24 protein-coding genes are annotated in these 20605 nt (G+C 75.3%); 6 read left to right on the top strand and 18 right to left on the bottom strand.

The features are described 5' to 3' along the window. Nucleotides 1-8 precede the first annotated feature (8 nt). A complete protein-coding gene (locus tag RMN56_RS10450; RefSeq protein WP_313723629.1) occupies nt 9-1166 on the bottom strand; it encodes a polyprenyl synthetase family protein in 1158 nt (385 codons plus the stop codon). A 65-nt stretch (nt 1167-1231) separates the two neighbouring features. Between RMN56_RS10450 and RMN56_RS10445 the strand changes: the two genes are divergently transcribed. Then, nucleotides 1232-2158 carry a phytoene/squalene synthase family protein gene (locus RMN56_RS10445; RefSeq protein WP_313723628.1) on the top strand — a complete coding sequence of 309 codons (927 nt, stop codon included), beginning with the start codon at nt 1232-1234 and terminating at the stop codon, nt 2156-2158. Between the two features lie 59 nt (nt 2159-2217). Here the strand turns inward: RMN56_RS10445 and RMN56_RS10440 are convergent, their stop codons facing one another. Continuing rightward, complete coding sequence (locus RMN56_RS10440) at nt 2218-3318, bottom strand: serine hydrolase domain-containing protein (protein ID WP_313723627.1); 1101 nt, start codon at nt 3316-3318, stop codon at nt 2218-2220. Between the two features lie 92 nt (nt 3319-3410). Here RMN56_RS10440 and RMN56_RS10435 point away from each other — a divergent pair, with 92 nt between their 5' ends. Beyond that, nucleotides 3411-4895, top strand: a complete 1485-nt coding sequence (locus RMN56_RS10435; protein WP_313723626.1) for a dihydrolipoyl dehydrogenase family protein — start codon at nt 3411-3413, stop codon at nt 4893-4895. Nucleotides 4896-4898: 3 nt separating this feature from the next. On the opposite strand, the gene RMN56_RS10430 is transcribed toward RMN56_RS10435, so the two are convergent. From RMN56_RS10430 to RMN56_RS10420, 3 genes are all read right to left on the bottom strand, one after another. After that, the gene (locus RMN56_RS10430; RefSeq protein ID WP_313723625.1) at nt 4899-5663 is read right to left on the bottom strand and encodes a crotonase/enoyl-CoA hydratase family protein; all 765 of its coding nucleotides are present in this window, start codon (nt 5661-5663) and stop codon (nt 4899-4901) included. 54 nt (nt 5664-5717) lie between these two features. After that, nucleotides 5718-6191: a nitroreductase family deazaflavin-dependent oxidoreductase gene (locus RMN56_RS10425; protein WP_313723624.1), complete on the bottom strand. Its 474-nt coding sequence runs from the start codon at nt 6189-6191 to the stop codon at nt 5718-5720. Nucleotides 6192-6294: 103 nt separating this feature from the next. After that, complete coding sequence (locus tag RMN56_RS10420) at nt 6295-7134, bottom strand: SDR family oxidoreductase (RefSeq protein WP_313723623.1); 840 nt, start codon at nt 7132-7134, stop codon at nt 6295-6297. A 93-nt stretch (nt 7135-7227) separates the two neighbouring features. On the opposite strand from RMN56_RS10420, the gene soxR reads away from it, so the two are divergent. The 3 genes from soxR to RMN56_RS10405 all read left to right on the top strand — a co-directional run bounded on the left by soxR (nt 7228) and on the right by RMN56_RS10405 (nt 9272). Continuing rightward, nucleotides 7228-7596 carry a redox-sensitive transcriptional activator SoxR gene (gene soxR / locus RMN56_RS10415; protein WP_313723622.1) on the top strand — a complete coding sequence of 123 codons (369 nt, stop codon included), beginning with the start codon at nt 7228-7230 and terminating at the stop codon, nt 7594-7596. 131 nt (nt 7597-7727) lie between these two features. Then, complete coding sequence (bluB, locus tag RMN56_RS10410) at nt 7728-8369, top strand: 5,6-dimethylbenzimidazole synthase (RefSeq protein WP_313723621.1); 642 nt, start codon at nt 7728-7730, stop codon at nt 8367-8369. 51 nt (nt 8370-8420) lie between these two features. Further along, on the top strand, nt 8421-9272 hold the full coding sequence (locus RMN56_RS10405; protein ID WP_313723620.1) for a Rieske (2Fe-2S) protein: 852 nt from the start codon (nt 8421-8423) through the stop codon (nt 9270-9272). A 67-nt stretch (nt 9273-9339) separates the two neighbouring features. Here the strand turns inward: RMN56_RS10405 and RMN56_RS10400 are convergent, their stop codons facing one another. From RMN56_RS10400 to RMN56_RS10345, 12 genes are read right to left on the bottom strand one after another with little or no spacing between them, the layout of a single operon-like run. Continuing rightward, nucleotides 9340-10383 (bottom strand): LysM peptidoglycan-binding domain-containing protein, encoded by a 1044-nt coding sequence (locus RMN56_RS10400; protein ID WP_313723619.1) that lies wholly within the window; start codon nt 10381-10383, stop codon nt 9340-9342. A 16-nt stretch (nt 10384-10399) separates the two neighbouring features. Beyond that, nucleotides 10400-10831, bottom strand: coding sequence for a pilus assembly protein TadG-related protein (locus RMN56_RS10395; RefSeq protein WP_313723618.1), 432 nt, complete (start codon nt 10829-10831; stop codon nt 10400-10402). Then, nucleotides 10828-11289, bottom strand: a complete 462-nt coding sequence (locus tag RMN56_RS10390; protein ID WP_313723617.1) for a TadE/TadG family type IV pilus assembly protein — start codon at nt 11287-11289, stop codon at nt 10828-10830. The genes RMN56_RS10395 and RMN56_RS10390 overlap by 4 nt, the downstream gene beginning before the upstream one ends. A gap of 5 nt (nt 11290-11294) precedes the next feature. Then, complete coding sequence (locus RMN56_RS10385; RefSeq protein ID WP_313723616.1) at nt 11295-11798, bottom strand: TadE family protein; 504 nt, start codon at nt 11796-11798, stop codon at nt 11295-11297. Continuing rightward, complete coding sequence (locus RMN56_RS10380) at nt 11798-12007, bottom strand: hypothetical protein (RefSeq protein WP_154229470.1); 210 nt, start codon at nt 12005-12007, stop codon at nt 11798-11800. The genes RMN56_RS10385 and RMN56_RS10380 overlap by 1 nt, the downstream gene beginning before the upstream one ends. A gap of 24 nt (nt 12008-12031) precedes the next feature. Beyond that, nucleotides 12032-12892, bottom strand: coding sequence for a type II secretion system F family protein (locus RMN56_RS10375; RefSeq protein WP_313724701.1), 861 nt, complete (start codon nt 12890-12892; stop codon nt 12032-12034). A gap of 55 nt (nt 12893-12947) precedes the next feature. Next, nucleotides 12948-13847, bottom strand: a complete 900-nt coding sequence (locus tag RMN56_RS10370; RefSeq protein WP_313723615.1) for a type II secretion system F family protein — start codon at nt 13845-13847, stop codon at nt 12948-12950. A 4-nt stretch (nt 13848-13851) separates the two neighbouring features. After that, nucleotides 13852-15381, bottom strand: coding sequence for a TadA family conjugal transfer-associated ATPase (locus RMN56_RS10365; RefSeq protein ID WP_313723614.1), 1530 nt, complete (start codon nt 15379-15381; stop codon nt 13852-13854). Further along, nucleotides 15371-16204, bottom strand: coding sequence for a CpaE/TadZ family protein (locus RMN56_RS10360; RefSeq protein ID WP_313723613.1), 834 nt, complete (start codon nt 16202-16204; stop codon nt 15371-15373). Before RMN56_RS10360 ends, RMN56_RS10365 begins: the two co-directional genes overlap by 11 nt. Further along, on the bottom strand, nt 16204-16866 hold the full coding sequence (locus RMN56_RS10355; RefSeq protein WP_313723612.1) for an SAF domain-containing protein: 663 nt from the start codon (nt 16864-16866) through the stop codon (nt 16204-16206). The genes RMN56_RS10360 and RMN56_RS10355 overlap by 1 nt, the downstream gene beginning before the upstream one ends. Before the next feature lie 55 nt (nt 16867-16921). Beyond that, a complete protein-coding gene (locus RMN56_RS10350; RefSeq protein ID WP_313723611.1) occupies nt 16922-17899 on the bottom strand; it encodes a hypothetical protein in 978 nt (325 codons plus the stop codon). Next, nucleotides 17893-18459: a hypothetical protein gene (locus RMN56_RS10345; RefSeq protein ID WP_313723610.1), complete on the bottom strand. Its 567-nt coding sequence runs from the start codon at nt 18457-18459 to the stop codon at nt 17893-17895. The genes RMN56_RS10350 and RMN56_RS10345 overlap by 7 nt, the downstream gene beginning before the upstream one ends. A gap of 653 nt (nt 18460-19112) precedes the next feature. Here RMN56_RS10345 and RMN56_RS10340 point away from each other — a divergent pair. Continuing rightward, nucleotides 19113-19823: a prepilin peptidase gene (locus tag RMN56_RS10340; protein WP_376787316.1), complete on the top strand. Its 711-nt coding sequence runs from the start codon at nt 19113-19115 to the stop codon at nt 19821-19823. A 21-nt stretch (nt 19824-19844) separates the two neighbouring features. On the opposite strand, the gene RMN56_RS10335 is transcribed toward RMN56_RS10340, so the two are convergent. Further along, on the bottom strand, nt 19845-20474 hold the full coding sequence (locus tag RMN56_RS10335) for a phosphatase PAP2 family protein (RefSeq protein WP_313723608.1): 630 nt from the start codon (nt 20472-20474) through the stop codon (nt 19845-19847). Nucleotides 20475-20605 lie beyond the last annotated feature (131 nt).

The raw sequence follows: 20605 nt of genomic DNA, 5'->3' as shown, positions 1-20605 counted from the left end.
GTTGCCCATCATGCCCGCCGCGTGGTGGCGGCGGTGGCGAGGCCGGTCAACGCGGTGCGCGCGGTGCCGTCGATCGGCGCGCCGTCGAGCACCACCTGCGCCTCGGTCACCCGGTCGGCGATCATCCGTTCCACCCGGGCCACCGCCCCGGTGTCGCGTACCAGGTCGGCCAGCCGGGCCACCTCGCCCGCCCCGGTGACCGTGCCGGCCCGCTCCAGCGCGCGGCGCTGGGCCGGTGTGGCGAGCTGCCGGGCGAGCATCAGCAGCACGGTCGGTTTGCCGGTCCGCAGGTCGTCCCCGGCCGGCTTGCCGGTGGCGGCCGGATCACCGTAGACCCCGAGCAGGTCGTCCCGGAGTTGGAACGCCTCCCCGACGGCCAGCCCGTAGCGCGTGTAGGCGGTTATCAGCCGGGAGTCCGCCTCGGCGCCGGCCAGGGCGGCGCCGAAGAGCAGCGGTCGCTGGACGGTGTAGCCGGCCGTCTTGTAGCGGGCCACCCGCAGCGCCCGGTCGACCGACCAGTTCGCCGCGTCGTGCTCGCCCAGCACGTCGAGGAACTGTCCGGCGACGGTCTCCACCCGCATCTGGTCGTAGCAGCGGCGTACGTCGAGCAGCCGGGCCGGCGGCACGGCGGCGTGCGTCATGAGCCGGTCGGCCCAGACCAGGCAGAGGTCGCCGATGAGCACAGCGACGGCCTCGCCGTAGCGCTCCGGGTCACCGGTGTGCCCGGCCGCCCGGTGCCGCAGGGCGGCGGCCCGGTGCGCGGTGGGCCGGCCGCGCCGGGTGTCGGAGGCGTCCATCACGTCGTCGTGCACCAGCGCGAAGGTGTGCAGCAGTTCGAGCGCGGCGAGCGCCGGCAGCACCGAGGGCAGCGGCGCGTCGCCGCCGACCACGCCGCGCCAGCCCCAGTACGCGAACGTCGGCCGGACCCGCTTGCCGGCGGCCAGCACGCAGTCGCGGGCCGTCGCGGCGAACCCGCCCATCGCCACGTCGATCTCGGCGAGCGCGTCGACCTCGGCGGACAGGAACGCCGTGAGGGTCTCGTCGACGCCCGTCACCAGGTCCTGTGTGAACGCGGCCAGGACGCCGCGGACCGGATCGTCGGTCGCGCCGGGCTGTGCCGGCGCGACGAAGCGGGGCGGAGTACCGGCAACTGCGTCGTTGGCCATGCGGGCGAGCGTACCCTAGGGTTACGAGTTGCGTCGATTGCTGCGTCGAATCTGGAGGAGGGCCGGTGGACACGGATCTCACCGCTGCCTATGAACGCTGCCGCGAGCTGCACCGGCGTCACGGCCGTACCTACTATCTCGCCACCCGGCTGCTGCCCGCCTGGAAACGGCGGCATGTGCACGCCTTGTACGGCTTCACGCGCTACGCCGACGAGATCGTCGACCGCACCGAGGAACTCCCACCGGCCGAGCGCGCGGCCCGGCTCGCCGAGTGGTCCGCCCGGTTCGTCGCCGGCCTGCACGGCGAGCCGGTCGACGACCCGCTGCTCCCCGCCGTGCTGCACACCATCGCCGTCTTCGATCTGGACCGCGACGACTTCGCGTCGTTCCTGCGCAGCATGACGATGGACCTCACGGTCCCGTCGTACCCGACCTACGACGACGTGCTCGACTACATGGAGGGGTCGGCGGCGGTCATCGGCACCATGATGCTGCCGATCCTGGGCAGCTCCGACCCGGCCGCCGCCCGGGAGCCGGCCCGCCAGCTCGGTCTCGCCTTCCAGCTCACCAACTTCATCCGGGACGTCGCCGAGGACCTGGACCGGGGGCGCACCTACCTGCCCGACCAGGACCTGGCCGCGTTCGACGTCACCCGCGAGGACCTGCTCGCCGCCCGGGCCGCCGGCCGCAGCACCCCGCGACTGCGGGAGCTGATCGCGTACGAGGTGACCCGCGCCCAGGCCCACTACGAGGCCGCCGCGCCCGGCATCCCGCTGCTCGCCCCGGCCTCGCAGGCCTGCATGCGCACCGCGTACGCGCTCTACGGCGGCATCCTCGACGAGGTGGCCGCACAGGACTTCGACGTGTTCGTCCGGCGGGCCCGCGTACCCCGGCGCCGGCGGATGGCGGTGGCCGCGCAGGCGCTGGTCACCCCGCCCGGCGCGCCGGTGCGGATCCCCGGCCCGGCGCTCCGGCCGGCCCTGGTGGCGTGAGCGACCGCACGCGCTGGAGGTCCGGACGCCGACCCGGTGTGGCCTCAGTCCGCTTCCCGTCAGAGACAGGAGTGCAGCGCCTCGACCAGATCCTCCACCCGGTCGTGGTCGGCCAGCCGACCGGTCGCATACGCGAAGGTGTAGCCGCGCTCCGGGTCGGCCCAGGCGCTGCTGCCGCCGATCCCGCCCATGCCCCAGCTCCCGTCCGGCTCCCACTGCATGCCCAACGTCCAGGACGCCCGGCGGTCCAGCACCAGGTCCGGCCCGTCGTACTGCACCCGGGTCGCCTCGGCGACCAGCTCGGGGCTGAACCGGCTTACCCCGTCGAGGGTGCCGCCGGCGAGCAGGCCGGCGTAGAGGCGGGCCAGGGCGGACGCGGTGGCGTGCAGGTTCACCGCCGGGAACTCCGTGCCGCGCCAGCGCGGGTCGTTCATCACCGCCACGTCCAGGCCGCCGGCCGGGTTGCCCACCGCGCGGGCGCGCAGTGACCCCGGCTCGCCCAGCATCCGCACCGGCCAGTCCGGGTCGGCGTACGACAGGTCGGCGCAGCGCCGCTGGTCCGCCGCGTCCAGACCGAAGGCCAGGTCGAGGCGCCACGGCCCGGCGATCTCCTCGGCCAGGAACCGCCCCACCGGCCGCCCGTCCACCCGGCGGACCAGCTCGCCGACCAGGTGCCCGTACGTCCAGGCGTGCTCGCCCGCGACGCTGCCCGGCGTCCACTCCGGGTCGGCGGCGGCCAGGTCGGCGCAGAGCAGCCCCCAGTCGGTGATCGCCGCGGCGGGCCGGGGCACCGGGAACGCGGGCAGCCCGGCGGTGTGGGCGAGCACCTGCCGCACGGTGGCCGGGGCGCGGAACCCCGGCCAGTACGCCGACACCGGCGCGTCGAGGTCGACGCGGCCCCGGTCGACGAGGAGCAGGAGGCAGAGCGCGACCACCGGCTTGCCCACCGAGTAGACGTTCACCAGGGTGTCCGGCCGCCACGGCGCCTCGGCCCCGACGGCCGGGACGGCCACGCCGGGCGGGACGGCGGCGCGGGTGCCGCCGACCAGGTCGAGCACCGGCGCGCCGTCGTACCAGACGGCCAGGGCCGCGCCGGTTTCCCGGCGGGCGGCGAACAGGTCGTGGAAGCAGTCTCGGACCGGGGCGAAGCGTGCCTGCATCCGGCCACCGTAGGCCGTGGTGATGATCACCGGCGCGGGAATTCCGGCCCGACGCGGTGGCCGGTGGCCCGGCGGTGCGGAATGCTGGCGGGGTGGCGGAGTCGGAACTGGTGGACGTGGTCGTGGTCGGGCTGGGAGTCGGCGGCGAGGAGGTGGCCGGGCGGCTTGCCGAGGCCGGCCTCACCGTGGTCGGGATCGAGCGCGACCTGGTCGGCGGCGAGTGCCCCTACTGGGGCTGCATCCCGAGCAAGATGATGATCCGGGCGGCCAACGCCCTCGCCGAGGCGCGCCGGGTCAACGAGCTGGCCGGCAGCGCCGACGTGCGGCCCGACTGGGCGCCGGTCGCGAAGCGGATCCGCGAGGAGGCCACCGACACCTGGGACGACCGGGTGGCGGTGGACCGGTTCACCGGCAAGGGCGGCCGGTTCGTCCGGGGCAGCGGCCGGCTCGACGGCCCGAACCGGGTCCGCGTCGGTGACCAGGTGTTCGAGGCCCGGTACGGGGTCGTCCTCGGCGCCGGCACCCGCCCCTCCGTGCCGCCCATCGACGGCCTGGCCGACACCCCGTACTGGACCAACCACCAGGCCATCGAGGTCGAGGAGCTGCCGGAGTCGCTGCTGGTGTTGGGCGGCGGCGCGATCGGGCTGGAGCTGGCCCAGGTCTTCGCCCGGTTCGGGGTCCGGGTGACCGTGGTCGAGGCGGCCGACCGGGTGCTCGCCGTCGAGGAGCCGGAGGCCTCCGAGATCGTCGCCGGGGCGCTGCGCTCCGACGGGGTGGAGATCCACACCGGGGTCAAGGCCGAGCGGGTCGCCCACGACGGCACGAGCTTCACCGTCCACGCCGGCGACCGTGCGTTCAGCGGCGAGAAGCTGCTGGTGGTGACCGGCCGCCGGGCGCACCTGGAGGAGCTGGGCCTGGATTCGGTCGGCATCGACTGCACGCAGCGCTACCTGCCGGTGAACGAGCGGATGCACGCCGCCGACCGGATCTGGGCGGTCGGCGACCTCACCGGCGAGGGCGCCTTCACCCACATCGCCATGTACCAGGCGGGCATCGTCGTGGCCGACGTGCTCGACCACATGCGGCGGGTGAAGGGCGGTCCGGACGCCAGTGGCACCGCCAGTGTGGTCGGCGGCGCGGCCGGCGTGGTCAGCGCGGTCGGCGGGGCCATGAGCACGGGCGGCTCGACCGTCGCGCCGGGCAGCGTGCCGGTCGCCGACTACCGCGCGCTGCCCCGGGTCACCTTCACCGACCCGGAGGTCGGCGCGGTCGGCCTCACCGAGCAGCAGGCCCGCGCCCGCGGCATCAACGTCCAGGTCGGCTGCACCGACCTCACCTCGTCCACCCGTGGGTGGATCCACAAGGCCGGCAACGCCGGCCTGATCAAGCTGGTCGCCGACGCCGACCAGGGCGTGCTGATCGGCGCCACCTCGGTCGGCCCGGCCGGCGGCGAGGTGCTGTCCGCGCTGGTCGTGGCCGTGCACGCGGCCGTCCCGGTCAGCCAGCTCCGGCACATGATCTACGCGTACCCGACCTTCCACCGCGCCATCGAGGACGCCCTGCGCAACCTGAAGTAGCCGTCAGTCCACCGGCGTGCCGTGCCGGCCGGCGCCGGCGGTGAACCGGTTCGCGCCGTGCATCCCGTCGGTGACCAGGGACTCCATGCCGAAGGCGAGCTCGGTGGCCAGCGCCTCCGGCTCGGGCAGGCCGGCGCCCGACAGCACCGCGGCCCGGTCGTTGCGCAGGCAGGTCTGCGGGTGCCGGGCGATCTCGGCGGCCAGCCGCTCGGCCTCCGCCCGGGCCGCACCCGGCGCGACCAGCCGGTTCACCAGACCCATCGCGTACGCCTCGTCGGCGGGCACCGGGCGGCCGGTGAGGATCAGGTCCATGGCGCGGCTCTCCCCGATGAGCCGGGGCAGCCGCACCGTCCCGCCGTCGATCAGCGGCACGCCCCAGCGCCGGCAGAACACCCCGAGCGTGGCGTCCGACTCGGCGATCCGCAGGTCGCACCAGAGCGCCAGCTCCAGGCCGCCGGCCACCGCGTACCCGGAGATCGCGGCGAGCACCGGCTTGGACAGCCGCATCCGGGTCGGGCCCATCGGGCCGTCACCCTCGGGTTCGACCCGGTTGCCGCGCGGCGTGCCGATGGCCTTCAGGTCGGCGCCGGCGCAGAACGTGCCGCCCGCGCCCCAGAGCACGGCGACCGCCGCGTCCGGGTCCGCCTCGAAGGCGCGGAACGCGTCGGCCAGGGCCCTGGCGGTCGGGCCGTCGACGGCGTTGCGGGCCTCCGGCCGGTCCAGGATCACCGTGGTCACCGGTCCGGCGTGCTCGACGCGTACCCCCATCGGGTCAGCATGGCCTCGACGGCGGCCGCCGCGCCAGCGTCGGTCGCCGGACGTTCAGCGGGCGTCCCCCGGGCCATCGAGGTCGAGGCGGACCAGCGGCAGCCGCCGGTCCACGTCGGCGGGGAGCGGACCGGCGCCGACCAACTCGGGGATGCCGAGGGTACGGCCCAGGGCCGCCGCGGCCCGCCGGTGGCGCTGCCGGTAGCTCTCCAGCCGCCGCCGTACCTCGTCCCCGGTCAGCACGGTCGCCCGCGCCCGAACCCCACGGTCCGGGCCGTTCCAGACCCGCACGTCGGGATCGGCCCGCACGTTGCGGAACCACTGGGAGTCGCGACCGTAGCCGGAGGCGAGGAAGAGCACGCCCGGCGCCCGGTCGACGACCTCCAGCACCACGTACCGGGCCAGGCCGGATCGCCGGCCCCGGTGCTCCAGCATCATCAGCCGCCGCCCGAGGAACCGGCCGAGGCCGTGCCGGTAGAGGGTGATCGGCGCGCGGGCGAGCCAGCGTGGAATCCGGCGGCGGGCCATGGTGCCGACGCTACTCCTCAATGGACCCTCGCCGTCGGATCAGGGTGGTGCCGAGGGCCGCGCCCACCCCGCAGGCCACGCCGGCCAGCTGCGGCCGGGCGGGTCAGGCGAAGTCGGCCGCGTGGTCGGCGGCCCAGTCGGCGAACGTCCGGGCGGGCCGGCCCAGCACCGCCGCCACGTCGCCGGTCACCTGCTCCGGAGTCTCCGCCATGGCGGCCCAGCCGGTCAGCGCCGCGTCCGCGAACGCGGCGCTGCCCATCGCCGCGACCAGCATGGGGCGTACCGCCTCGGCGGGCACGTCCTGCCACCGCACGTCTCGGCCGATCGCCGCACCGATGGTGCGCACCTGCTCGGCCTGCGTGACCGTCCGAGGGCCGGTGAGCACGTAGGTCCGCTGGTCGTGCCGGTCGGTGGTCAGCGCCTCGACCGCCACCGCCGCGATGTCGTCCTCGTGGACCATCGAGCGGGCCGCCGCGCCGTACGGCCAGCGCACCACACCCTCGGCGCGGATCGACTCGGCCCATCCCAGCGCGTTCGTGGCGATTCCGGTGGGGCGCAGCATCGTCCAGGGCAGGCCGGACGCGACGACGGCGCGTTCCACCACGGCCCAGAACGAGCCGGGGTCGGCCTCGGCGGAGGCGGCCGACACGTACACGACCCGGGGCGAGCCGGCGCTCGCGAGCACGGCGGCGACGCGCGGAGCGAGCTGCGCCGTCGTGGCCGGATCGACGAACGGCCAGATCAGGAACACGGCCTCGACACCGTCCAGGTGCGGGCGCACCGTCTCCGGGTCGGCCAGGTCGGCGGCCACCACCTCCACGCCCGCCGGCAGGCTCGCGCGGCTCGGGTCGCGGGTGACGGCCCGTACGCCGTGCCCCGCGGCAGCCAGCCGCTCGACCACGCGCCGCCCGACGTTGCCGGTCGCACCGGTCACCAGGATCATCGTCTCCTCCAGGGAAGTTTCGTGAACTCGATGGAGCCGACCGTAGAACCTCAACAATTGTTGAGGTCAACGCCCGATGGGCATACTCGGGACGTGAAGCAGGACACGTCCTTCGACTGGCACGAGCCCGGCCTGACGATCGGTCAGGTCGCGCGACGCAGCGGGGTCTCCGCGTCAGCGATCCGGTTCTACGAGGCGCAGGGCCTCATCAGCAGCGACCGCACGGCCGGCAACCAGCGCCGCTACCACGGCGACGTGATGTGCCGCCTGGCGATGATCGAGGCGTGCCAGCGGGTCGGCCTCACCCTGGCCGAGGTGGGCCGGGCGCTCGCGGCGCTGCCACCGGGGCAGGCGCCGACCTCTGCGGACTGGGACGCGCTCGCCGAGCGGCTGCGTACCGAGGCCCAGTCCCGCATCGACCAGCTCAGCGAGGTGCTGCGCGAGCTCGCCCCTCCCGCCTGACCTCGGCGCGGCGCCGCGCTCACGTCGGCGGCCCCGCCGTCGGTAGCATCGGCGGCGGCAATGATCATGCGAGGTGCCCCGCGTGCGCGGGGAGACTCGGGAAGCCGGCCGAGCGCAGCGGGAGCCCGCCTGTGGACCTGTACGACGTCATCCACCGCCGCCGCGACGTGCGCGCCGAGTTCACCGGTGAGCCGGTGCCGGACGAGGTCCTGGACCGGATCCTCACGGCCGCGCACGCCGCGCCGAGCGTCGGGAACTCGCAGCCCTGGGACTTCGTCCTGGTGCGCGACCCGGAGACCCGGCGCCGGTTCCACGCGCACGTCCAGGTCGAGCGGGACACCTTCGCCGCCACGCTGGACGGTGCGGCGGCCGAGCGGTTCGCCCGCATCAAGATCGACGGAGTGTTGGAGTCGACGCTGTCGGTCGTGGTCACGTACGACCCGAGGCGGGGTGGCCCCGCGGTGCTCGGCCGGCACGCCATCGCCGACGCCGGCCTCTACTCGGTCTGCCTGGCCATCCAGAACCTCTGGCTGGCCGCCACCGCCGAAGGGCTCGGCGTCGGCTGGGTCTCCTTCTACCGGGAGCCGTTCCTGGCCGACCTGCTCGGCATCCCGCCCGGCATCCGGCCGGTGGCCTGGCTCTGCGTGGGCCCGGTGAGCCACCTCCAGACCGTCCCCGACCTGGTCCGGCACGGCTGGCGTACGCCCCGGCCGCTCGCCGCCGCCCTGCACACCGACCGCTGGCGGACGGACGAGAACCACCCGATGGGGTGATCCGTGGTCGCCGCCCGGTTTGGGACCTCTCCTGCCGGGAAGTCGGACCACGTGCGCGAACTATTGACGAAGATCGAGCAGAACACCCGACTCGACCGGGTCGGTGACCGGTTGCAGCGCGCCGTGCAGGGCACCCTGCGTCCCCAGCGGGTGCGGGACTTCCTGCACGGCGTGTGGCTGGGTCACCCGTTGCACCCGGCCCTGGTGCAGGTGCCGGTCGGCGCCTGGATCTCGGCCGCCGTCGTGGACCTGATGCCCGGCCAGCGCCGGGCGGCGACCGCGCTCGTCGGGGTCGGTACGGCCAGCGCGCTGCCGGCCGTCCTGGCCGGGCTCAACGACTGGGCCGCCCTCTCCCGCGACCAGCGCCGGATCGGCCTCGTGCACGCCGCCGCGAACAGCGTCGCGCTGTCGCTCTACGCCGGTTCGCTGACGGCCCGGCTGAACGGGCGGCACAACATGGGCCGGGCGCTGGCCTACCTGGGGCTGTCGGCGGCGAGCGCCGGGGCGTACCTGGGCGGGCACCTCGCGTACAAGCAGGGCGCGCAGGTCAGCCAGAGCATCTCGGAGCTGCACCTGGTCAGCGAGGGCTGGCACCCGCTCGGCGACATGTCGAGCCTGCCGCAGCGGCAGCTCCTCACCCGGGAGATCGACAACGTCTCGGTGATCCTCTACCGGCACGGCGACGACGTCACCGTGATGCTGGAGCGCTGCCCGCACCAGAGCGGCCCGCTCGGCGAGGGCGAGGTGCAGGAGATCGACGGCCACGCCTGCGTGGTCTGCCCCTGGCACGGCAGCACCTTCCGGCTCAACGGTGGCGAGGTCGTGCACGGCCCGTCCGGCAACGACCAGGTCGTCCTGCCCACCCGCGTGGTCAACGGCCGCCTGGAGGCCCGCCTCCCCTGACGGCCGGCGGAATCTTCGACGGCAGCGGCCCCATCGGGGGCCGCTGCCGTCCACGATCGACCCCGGGTCAGTCCCTGCGGTGACGGCCGCTCACGAGGGCCCGCACGCCGGAGGCCGGCCGGCGCCGCAGGCCGAGGACCGCGCCGATCTGCGCGCCCACGATGGCCGCCACGGCCAGCACCGCCGAGATGGCCAGCGGGCGGTTGATCCCGTCCTCGGGGGTGGCCCGGGAGGCACCAGCCGACATCGCCGGCTGCTGTCCGGCCGGCGCCTCGACCGTGGGCGTGGTGTCCCGTCCGGCCGGGTGCGGGGAGGGCTTGCCCTTCGGCGTGGCGGACGACCCCCCGCCGCCCGGCGTCCCCGCCTTGCCGGGCGGCGTCCGGGACGGGCCCGTCGAGGTGACCACGAGCCGTCCGGTCGCGTGCCGGCGGGCCCCCGCGTCCACCGCGCCCTCGGGCAGCCTGAGCAGCTGCCCCGGGCGGATCCGGTCCGGGTCGGCGAGCCGGTTCAGCCGGGCCACCTCACGGTAGCGGTCGAAGTCGTCCAGGTACCGCTCGGCCACCTCGCCCAGGTAGTCGCCCTTCGCCACCCGGTACACCGCCGGGTCCGTGGTCACCGAGGCGGCGCGGACGGGCGGGGCCGCGAGCGCGGGCCCGGCCTGCGGGGGGACCACCGCCGGCGCGGCGGCGACCGGCTGCGGCGCGGCCAGGGTGGCGGCGCTCGCCGCGGCCGGGCTGGCCGCCAGGATCAGCGCCACCGACCCGACCAGCGCGGCCGCGGCCCGCTGCTGGCGGCGCATCCCGGGCAGCCGGGGCGCCGGCCGGCGCAGCGTCGCCGCGAGGAGTTCCACGAGTACGGAGAAGGCGAACGTGGCCCAGCCGAACCACCCCACCACGGCCAGCGCCCGCAGGAAGAGCTGCCCGTCGTCGCGGCTGGTCAACGCCGTGCCCGCCTCGGCCAGGGTGGGCAGGTGGTCGGGGAGGGGGTTGCCGGCGAAGGCCAGCAGGGCGACCGGCCCACCGGCCAGCACCGCGCAGAGCACGACGAGGGCGCCGAAACCGGTGAGGACCTGGCCGGTCCGCCGGACGGCCGAGCGTTGCGATGCACCCATGGCTGCCTTCCCTTCCTTAGGGGGCTCCGGTGAGCGCCCGCGCGGTGGCCTCACCGGTGACGGTGGCGGTGTTCGGGAAGCCGAAGAGACCGAGCAGGTCCCGCCGGTAGGTGATGCGGACGCGTACCTGGATCTGCCGCTCGCCGGCGACCACCGGGAAGCTGACGTCGTGGTCGCGGACCCCGCCGGCGGCGCTCAGGTAGGCGGCGACGGCCTTCCGGGCGGCCACCTCGTCGATCTGCTTGGGGCCGCCCTCGATGGCGCTGGCCCGGTCGATCATCTGTCCGCCGCTGCGGGCCGCCTCGGCGGCCAGGTTGTCCGCGCGCTGCAACGAGCGGAGCTGCCCGGCACCGTCGTACGCCAGGCTGATGATCACGAGTACGCCGATCATCGCCACGGCCAGGAAGAGGCTCACCCGGCCGCTCTCCGCCGCCCGCCGCCCGGTCATCCGCGGCTCCGGTAGGTGTCCAGCGGGGAGGTGAAACTCGCCGAGACGGTCTTGCCGTCCAGCGCCAGGGGCAGCCCCCGTGCCCGCAGGTCGTCGAAGGAGACCGTGCAGGTCACCCGGACCGTGACGGTCGCCGGTACCCCGGCTGCGCCGCCGTAGGCGTCCCGGAAGCTGGTCTCCTCGCTCCCGACGGAACCCTTGAAGGCCAACGCCGGTGGGGCGATGCAGTGCAGCCCCGACCAGTCGAGCTGGCGTTGCGCGGCCTCGGTGGCGGCGGCCCGGCCGGCCCGGGCGTCCCGGGCGATCGAGGCGGCGCGGGCCGCGTCGTGCGCGGCCGACTCCACCGCCTCGTCGGCGACGGCCGTCCGGCCGGCCACCCCGGCCAGCACCATCATCCCGATGAAGGCAGGGGCGAGCACCGCCACCTCGATCGAGACGGAACCCCGGTCCCGCGCCATCGGCCTCACCCCGTCGTCCAGCGCTCGGCGGTGCCGTGCGCGGTCTGCCGCACCGGGAAGTGGACCCCCGGGATCACCGACAGGGAGCGCCCGCTGACCGTGCAGGTGACTTCGGTAGGGGTGCCCCCGGTGGCGACGACCTCGCAGGTGGGGCCCGGGTTCTGCCAGTCGACCAGCCAGTCACCGGCGGCGTGCAGGAAGTTCGTGGCCCGGTCCCGGCCCGCGCCCGGCGGGGCCTCCAGCCCCCGCTGGGCGTTCACTCCGGTCTGCGCCGCGTTGAGGGCGGTGGAGCGGGCGACGAACCAGACGGCGAGCTGGATCGAGGCGAAGAGCAGCACCAGGATCGCCGGCATCACCACCGCCAGCTCGACCGGGTTGGCGCCCCGCTCGGACCCGCCCGCGGGGAGGCGTCCCCGCAGGACGGTGGTGATCCGCCCCGGGCCGCACCGGCCGGCGGGCCGGCCGGCGGGCGCCGACCGGCTCCGGTCCGTACGGGCGGGGCGGGGCATCACGGGGCCTGCGGCGCCGTGTTGTTCGGGATGGCGTTCATCCAGTTGTTGGCCTTGGCCAGGGCGAGCGCGGTGACCGCCATGGCCACCGCGACCAGCCCGAAGATGATCACCGCGGTCGGCACCGGGCTGTCGCCCCGCTCGCCGTCCCGCCGCAGCTCCGCCAGGCGGCTGCTCACCGCGGCGTAGAGGTAGGTGTAGAGGTGCATGGGCTTCTCCTTCTCGGGGTGGGTTCACAGGCGGGCGAGGAACGGATAGACGGCGAAGCCGAGCAGGACGAAGACCAGCAGCGAGCCGGGGATGTCGAGCTTGCTGGTCACCCCCTCGGCCCGGGCCAGGTTGTCGGTCCGGATCTGGTCGCGCAGCGAATCGGCGCGGCTGCGCAGGGTCTCGTGGACCTGGGCGCCCTCGCTGCCCGAGGAGCGCATGATGGCCCCCACGTCGCCCAGCTCCGGGATGCCGATCCGCTCGGCCAGCTCCTGGAGCTCGTCCCACGGGGAGTGCATCTGGAGCTGGGCGATCCGCAGCGCCTCCCGGATGCGCTCGAAGACCCAGCCGTCGCAGACCGCCGCCGCGCGCTCCAGCGACTGCACCGGCCCGTGCGCGGCGGAGAGCTGCAACGCCACGAGGTCCAGGTAGGTGCAGACGGCCTGGCGGAACTCGTCCCGCGCGGCGTCCGCCTTGGCCAGCACCGCGCGGTGCGCGAGCAGGCCGGCGACCAGCGCCAGACCCAGGCTCCCGAGCACCGGTACGACCAGCGGCAGCGCCACCCCGCCCAGGAAGAGCACGGCCGAGGCGACCGCCGGGGTGGCGAACCCGACCAGCGCGGAGAGCACCACCGACAGGGCGTACTGCTCGGGGGTCCGGTCGAGCAGGGCGAGCTGCCGGTGCGGGGGTCGCAGCCAGCGGGAGACGCCGCCGAGCCAGTCCGGCCCGCTCCCGGCCACCGGGGCCTGGCCGGGAGGCTGGTGCAGCCGGCGCAGCGCCGGGCCGAGCGCCGGGGTCGCCGGCAGCGCCTCGCGGACCACCAGGAACAGGCCCAGCCCGACGGCCGCCCCGCCCAGCACCGCCACGGCCAGCTGCCAGTTGAGGATCACCGTGCCCGCCTTCCGTTCGCGACTGCGGGGCTCGCAAGCTCACTCCTCGCGCTCACGCGATCGCCTCCTCCGGGTCGGGCGCCGGCAGGAAGCGCGCCGGGCGGGGCGGCTGGCTCATCGACCGCACCCAGACCAGCAGCCCCACGAAGGCCGCACCGAGCACCGCCATCACGAGCTGACCGAAGACCGTCCCGTACGGCCGGACGTAGTCGCTGTTGACCAGCCCGTACGCCAGCGTCGCCAGGGTCATCCCGGTGAGGAAGCGGACCGCGAACCGGGGCTGGGTCCGCTTGGCCTCGACCTCCCGCCGGGTGGCCACCTCGGCCGAGGCGGCGGTGGCGATCGAGCCGAGCACGTCGCCGAGACGTTCGCCCCGGTCGGTGAGGTGCAGGATCAGCGCCGCCACCACCTGGTCGCAGACCGGGTCGGCGATCTCGTCGGCGAAGGCGAGCAGGGCGGACCTCGCCAGCCAGCCGGCCTGGAGGCGGGCCGCCAGGGTGCGCACCTCCTCCTGGATCTCCTCCGGCGCGGTGGCGATGGTGCCGATGATGGCCTGCTGGAGGCCCTGCCCGGTGCCGGAGATGTCCTTGAGCCGCCGGGTCCACTCGCCGACCGCCTCGATCCGGGCGATGGCCCGCTGCTCGGCCCGGCCCACCGCGAACAGCCACGGCACCCCGGGCACGGCCAGCGCCACCAGGAGGCCGACCACCGGCAACCCGGTGAGCAGGAAGGCCAGCGCGCCGACCACCACGGCCGCGCCGAGCAGCAGCTGGTAGCGGTGCTGCTCCCGGCGGCTGGCTCCGGAGCCGGTCCAGAGCCGGCTCAGCCCCGGCCCGGCGCCCGGGTTCGACCCGGCCGGCCGGCGGGTGCCGACCAGCGCGACCACCGCGAGCACCAGCCCGGCCACGCACGCCGCCCCGGAGACCAGCGCGATCAGCTCGATCGTCGCCATGAGGTCACCGCCGCCCGAGCCGGGTGTGCCGGGGACGCCGCCAGGCGCCCGTGCCGGCCTCGATGAACCGGGTGAGCAGCCGGGCGTCGTAGCCGACCCGCAGCAGCTGGTCGCGGATCCGTTCGGGGAGGTGGCGGGGCACCGCCCGACCGTCCGGCCCCGGGGCGAAGACGCTGGTGGTGGTGATCCGGTTGCCCTCGCCGACGCCGATGACCTCCTCGACGTGCGACACGAAGCGGTGCTTGCGGCCGCCGATGGCGGTCTCGTCCTCGACGGTGACGTAGACGATCAGGTCCAGCGCGTTGCCGGCCATCCGGCGGGCCTGGTCGACCGTCATCTCCCGGCCGTGGGCCAGCGCCAGCTCGATGATCCGCTCGCCCACCCCGGCCGGGGTACGCGCGTGGATCGTGCACATCGACCCGCGGCTGGTGGTCATCGCCTGGAGCATCGGCACGATCTCCCGGGACCGCACCTCGCCGACGATGATCCGCAGCACGCCCATCCGCAGCGACACCGGGATGAGGTCGGCGATGCTGACCTCACCGGCCGGCCGACCGTCCAGCCCGCGTTCGCCGTGCCCCTCCCGGGACTCGAAGCTCATCACCGCCCGGTGCTTGTGCCCGAGGCGGGCCGGCAGCAGCTCCCGGCTCTCCTCCAGCAGCACGTACGGCTCGTCCGCCGGGATCTCGTCCATCAGCGCTCGGATGACCGTGGTCTTCCCGGCCCCGGCGAGCCCGGCCACCATGATGTTCAGCCCGGCCCGCATGGCGGCGCGGAGGAAGTCGCGCAGCAGCGGGTCGATCATCTCGTCCAGGTCGGGCCGGCCGCCGGCGATGTCCTCCAGGCTCACCGCGAGCGTGTTGTGCTTGCGGATGACCGCGTACGGGCGGTGGCTGACCAGGAAGACCGCGGCGAGCCGGCTGCCGTCGGGCAGTTGCAGGTCGAGCGTCGGCTTCGAGGTGGACAGGGAGCGTTCGGTCGCCCCGGCCCGGCGGGCCGCCGCCTGGAGGATCTCCACCAGCTCGTCGTCGCTGTCGGCGATCGGCTCGGCCCAGTCGACGCCGCCGCCGTGCCGGGTGATGCGCACCTGGTCGCAGCCGAGGATGTGCACCTCCTCGATGGTGTCGTCGACGAGCAGCGTCTGCAGCCGGCCCAGGCCGACCAGTTCGGCGGTCACCTGGCCGAGCAGCAGCCGCTCCTCGTCGGCGGCCATCGGCGTGCCGGCCCGGCGCACCGAGTCCGCGTACGCCGAGACCACCGCGATGGCCAGCCGGGCCCGCTCGACCTCCTCGGCGTCCACGTCGAACTCCCGGCCGCGCTGCCAGAGGGTGAGCCGTTCGCTGAGTTCCCGGCGCAGCTCGCGGACCACCGCGAAGTCGATCCGGGGACGGGGCGGCGGGGGCGCCGGGGCCGCCGGCGCGGCGGGCGGCGGGGGCACGTGGTGCCGCCCGTTCGGCGGGACCAGCGGCGGCACCGTCGACGTGGCGCCGGGCTGCTGCACCCGGGGGTCGTGCGAGACCGGCTCAAACCGCACCGGACACCCCCGGCGTGCTCGGCGCGGTCACCGCGCGCGGGGCCGGGGCGCCCGGCCAGGCCAGCCGGGCCCGTCGCCGGTCCAGCAGCGCCCGGACCGGCACCTCCAACTGGCCGGCCGCGCGCATGAGCGGCCGGTTGGCGCGCACGGTGCCGCCGTGCGCGAGCACCGCGGCGGTACGCGGGTCGTGCGCCAGCCGGGCGATCACCGGCAGCCGCAGCGCCTTGCTGATCTCGCTGCTGCCGTGCCCGTCCCCGACCACCAGCAGGCGCAGGGTGCCCGGGGGGACCCGGTGTTCGGCGAAGTCCCGCTCGATGGCCTTGATCGTGGCGCGGGTGGCGGACAGGTCGGGCAGGTGCGCCCGGGTGACCAGCAGCACCACGGCCGCGGCCCGCAGCACCGGCCACGGTGGACCGCCGACCTGCAACCGGCCACAGTCGACCAGGACGTCGTACGGGGGGACGTCCTTGTCCAGGCTGGTGAAGAAGTCGGCGAAGCGCTGCCAGAGCGGGGTGACGCTGCCCGCCAGGGCCGGGTCGACGACGCCGGGCAGCAGCAGCCGTTCCCGCTTCGGCGCGTCCAGATCGACGAGCTGGGACCAGAACGCGCTCTCCAGGTTGCCGTCGCGCAGCTCGCCGACGGCCAGCTCGCCGAGGCCGCGCGGGCCGTCGAGCGCCCCGCCCAGGTAGCCGGCCAGGACCGAGCCGCCCGCCGGGTCGCACTCGGCCAGCACGAGCCGCCGGTGCCAGCTCAGCGCGGCGGCCAGCGCGGCCGTGGTGACGCCCGGCGAGCCCTTCGCCGAGACCAGGGCGATGACCGCCATCAGGCCGCCCCGGTGAGCACGAGCGCGATCCGGTCGTCGGCGGCCAGCGCCACCACGGCCGGCACGTCGCGGACGGCCAACGCCAGGTAGACCACCACGTCGTCGTTCTCCGGTGCGGCGGTGTCGATCACCGTGGCCTCGAACCGGGTGCCGCCGCCACGCGTGCCGCCGCCGCTGCCGGCGCTGTTGTCCGGCGTGCTGACCAGGAGCACCCGATCGCCGGGGTGCAGCTTGCGGGCGGGCACCTGACTCGGCTCCAGGCCCAGCGCGATCTGCTGCTGCCCGGGGCCGAGCAGCGGCGCGTCGGTGAGCTGGGCCGGGGTCAGCAGCGTGCCCGGGGTGAGCCGGACGGCGGCCCGGAGGCCCAGCACCTCCCTGATCCGGTCGGCCCGCACCGGCTGGAGTTCCCGCCCGCCCGACACCCGCACCGGGACCAGGTCGTCGCTGGTGAGCTGCCGGCCGACCTCGACCGGCCGGACCACCGCCAGGTAGCTGCCGGTGGAGCGGACCGAGGTGACCGCGAACGCCGCGCCCAGGCCGCCGAGGGCGATGAGCAGCACGGCCAGGCCCAGCAGGCCCGGGCGGATCCGCCGCTGCCGGACCACCTTGGGCGGCGCCACGGGCGCGTCCAGGGGAGTGCCGTTCCGCGTCGCCACACTCACTGCGCCACCTCCGTTCGCGACTGCGGGGCTCGCAAAACCGGCTCACTCCTCGCGCTCACCGCGTCACCACCTGAAGTTCGTTGATCTGGACCGGAACAGTCCCGCTGACCCGGCTCTGGGCGATGTGGCCGTCCGGACCGTCGTCCCCGGCCACCCAGTGGACGTCCCAGAAGGTCGTGGCGCTGACCTGGTAGGTGTCGGCCCGGGCGTAGCCGGTGTCGAGGCCGCAGTCGGGCGAGGTCCCTCCGGCCCGCGGGCCGTCGGCCGTGTAGGGCGTGCCCGGCCCCGTGCAGGTGACCTCCGTGCCGTCGCCCATGTCCCAGACGATCCGGGTCACCCTCGCGGTGATGCGGACGGTCAGCCCGCGGTCCGAGGCGGAGGCGTGCAGCGGCCCGAAGTAGGACGCCCCGCCGCTCGCCCACATCCAGACGGGCAGCCCCACCAGGCCGGGGCCCTTGCTGCGCCGGGGCGCCACCGCGACCCGGGGCGGCAGCAGCGAGATCGAGGCCAGCGCGCGGCGGGCCAGCTCCTCCGGGTCGGGCGGCGCGCCGTAGCCGGGTGGCGGCCCGTCGCGCAGCACCACCGTCTGCGCGCCCAGGTCACCGCCGTTGCAGGTCTGCACGTACCACTGCTTGCCCTCGGGCGCTTCGGGCTGGGGTTCGGCCAGCTTGTAGTAGCAGCCGTCGCCGTTGTTGAACCAGCCGAGCACGTCGTCGTAGCAGGGGATGACCCGGCCGTTCCACTGGCACTTCGCGGCGGCGCCGCCGCCGTCCCCGCCGCCACCGCCGGGGTTGCCGCCGCCGCCCGGCCCACCCGGGGTGCCGGGTTCGTCGTCCCAGACGTTGCAGTCGTTCTGCCCGGGAGGGCACTCGCCGCCGGGGTCGCCGGCCCGGGCCGGCGCGCCGGTGAACAGCAGCGCGGGCGCGCAGGTCAGCACGAGCAGCAGCGCCAGGCCGGCGGCGAGCAGCAGCCGCCGGGGCGTCCCGGCCCGGGTCGGGCGGGCCGGGACACCCCTTCCTCCCCAGGTCAACACGGCTGGTCCTGGTGTCCGGCGCCGGCGCTGATCAGCCAGCGGCCGTCGGGGTAGCGGGTGGCGGTGGCGGTCGCCAGGTAGCGCCCGCCACGGGTGCCGGGGACGACCCGGCGGTCCTTGGCGTAGACGAGCCGGTAGCCGGTGGCGTCCAGGCAGTCCTGGATCTCCACGGTGGGCGGGTCGGCGGCCAGGTCGACCGACACCACGGTGGGGTCGGACCCGAGTTTTCCGGTACGCATCGCGCCGTGCTCCTTCGCGTCACGAATTGCCACCCGCACCCGAGTCAGCAGCGGATCCGCTACGAATCGGGCGAGTGCGGGATGCCCGGGATCGCTGCGTGCGCTCGCCGCTCGGGACGCGTCGAGATAGCCGGAATAGGCGGTGAGGGCGGCCTTTCCGGCCGCCTCCTCCTCGGCGGTGGAATGCGCCGCGGGTGCCGCCGCGCCAGCGGTCAGCGGGCGGGCCGCTGCCTCGGGCTCGCCGCCGCAACCGGCGGTCGCGGCCAGCAGAGCAAGGCTGAGCAGGAAGATTTCCCATCGGCGGGATTGCCGTGTGCGCAACGCCGGGCCCTCCTCGGTGGCGGCCCGGAGTGGTCGCGTCAACGCACTCCGGGCATGCGGAAGCACGCCCGGATGTGTGCGGCCGGGCCACAACTGCTACCGCTGCATTTACCTGTACTGATCTTTAACGAATTCGAAACGTGATGTCTCCGGTCGGCCTCCGACGCCCATTGTTCGGGGGTTGCGTCGTACCCAAGGGGCGAGCATAGGCTGACGTCCGCCGATGCAACAGAGGCAATTCACTTGAACACCGTGAGTGATTACAGGTGGTGGCGACCGGTGGGTGTCCGGACGACGACGAACGGCCCGCAGCCGGGCCGGCCGGTGGCAGGAGTGCGCTCACCCGCACGCGACAACCGGTGTCCCGGGCGCGGGTCACCGGGCGGTGGAATGGGGGGCAAGCGTCCCTCTGGTCCGATCCGTCCCCCCGGCCTCCGGAGCGCCCACCGGCCGCCGGTCGTCACCCGCCCGGCCCCGCCCGCCCCTCCGCGGGACGCCGTTTTCCGCGCCATCCGTGACACGGCGAGCGGGCCGGATTCACTCTGCGTGCTCCAGAGTGGAAGCCGGCGTGACCGATCGGGGGAGCCGGCGTGACCGCCGAACGGGTCCGTGGGCCCGCACCGGCGGCCCTCGACCGTCGCCCGGGTGTCCGGCTGGTGGCCACCCTGGCGGTCGTGCCGCTGCTGCGGCTGGCGGTCGCGCGGTACGCCGTACCCCCGGGGGTGCCCGACCGGGCGGGGTGCGACCGCTGCGGTGCCCCGATCGGCCTGGACCGGCCGTTGCCGGCGCTCGGCCCGACGGCCCGCTGCGGGTCCTGCCGGGCGCGGGTCGGCGCGGCGCCGCTCGTGGTGGAGGTGGCCCTGGTCGCGGCGATGGCGGCCGTCGCACTCACCGGCGGGCCGGCCGGCACCCGGGTGGCGGTCGCCTGGTGGCTCGCCTGGGCGGTGCCGCTGGCCCTGGTCGACGCGGCGGCGCACCGGCTCCCGGACCGGCTCACCTGGCCGGCGGCGGCCGGGGTGTGGGCGCTGCTCGGGGCGGCGGCGCTGGCCGGGCCCGGCCCGGAGCCCTGGCTGCGGGCCACCGTGGCCGGGCTCGCCCTGGGCGCTGGATTCGCGGCGACCACCCTGCTGCTCGGCCGGCGCGGGTTCGGCCTCGGCGACGCCAAGCTGGCGCTCGGCGCCGGGGCGCTGCTCGGCTGGTACGGCTGGCCGGTCCTGGTGGCGGGCCTGGTTCTGGCGGTCACGCTCTCCGCGGTGGCCGGTCTCGCGCTGCTGGCGGCCCGCCGGGTCCGCTGGTCCAGCCACCTGCCCTTCGGCCCGTTCCTCATCCTCGGCGCCGCCGCCACCCTCGTCCTGACGACGTGAGCGCCGGCGGCGGCGAGCGGGTCAGCGCCGGGCGGGCCGGACGGCCGGCCGGGTCGCGTCGCGGCGGACCCGCCGGCGCAGGACGTCGGCCACCGGGCGGGCCAGCACCGGCGTGAGCACGGTGCCGACCAGCACGCCGAGCAGCAGGCCGGCGGCCACGTCGTGCGGGTAGTGCACGCCCACGAAGGTGCGGGAGAACGCGGCCAGCACGGCGAGTGGGACGGCGACCAGGCCGATCCGGCGGTGCAGCAGCAGCGCGGTGGCAGCCAGCGCGCCCGCGATGGTGGCGTGGTTGCTCGGGAACGACCAGTCGCCGGCCGGCGGGCAGTGACCGGCAACGATGACCAGGTCCGCCGGGCTACGGCAGGGCCGATCCTCGGCGATCAGGGTCTTCAATCCCTCGCTGGAGGCGTACGCGCAGACGACCGCGACCGGGGCGGCGAGGGCCAGCGCCCGGCCCCGGAGGTCGCCGCCGACCAGCCGGGTCAGCGCTGCCAGCACCAGCAGGATTCCGAGCAGGACGATCGCCCCCTCGGTGAAGTGCAGCGCGAACCAGTGCACCGGCTCCGGTGTGCCGTCGGCGAACTGGACGATGTCGTGGTACCAGTCGGTACTGACATCCGGAACGTCTGTCACCAGGGCCTCGGTCATGAATCACCTCACCAACTGTTCATACTCCGTTCACCGTGAGGGTGGTGGTGGAATGACTGTCGGGGCACCGAAGTCTCAGGCGCCTCTCAGCCGGGTCTGATTCGGTGGCCGCGACGTACCGACCTCGGGAG

Origin of the sequence: Micromonospora halotolerans, from assembly GCF_032108445.1 — a bacterium.
GTDB classification, from domain to species: Bacteria; Actinomycetota; Actinomycetes; order Mycobacteriales; family Micromonosporaceae; genus Micromonospora; species Micromonospora halotolerans.
This window is presented reverse-complemented; position numbering and strand designations above follow the sequence as displayed.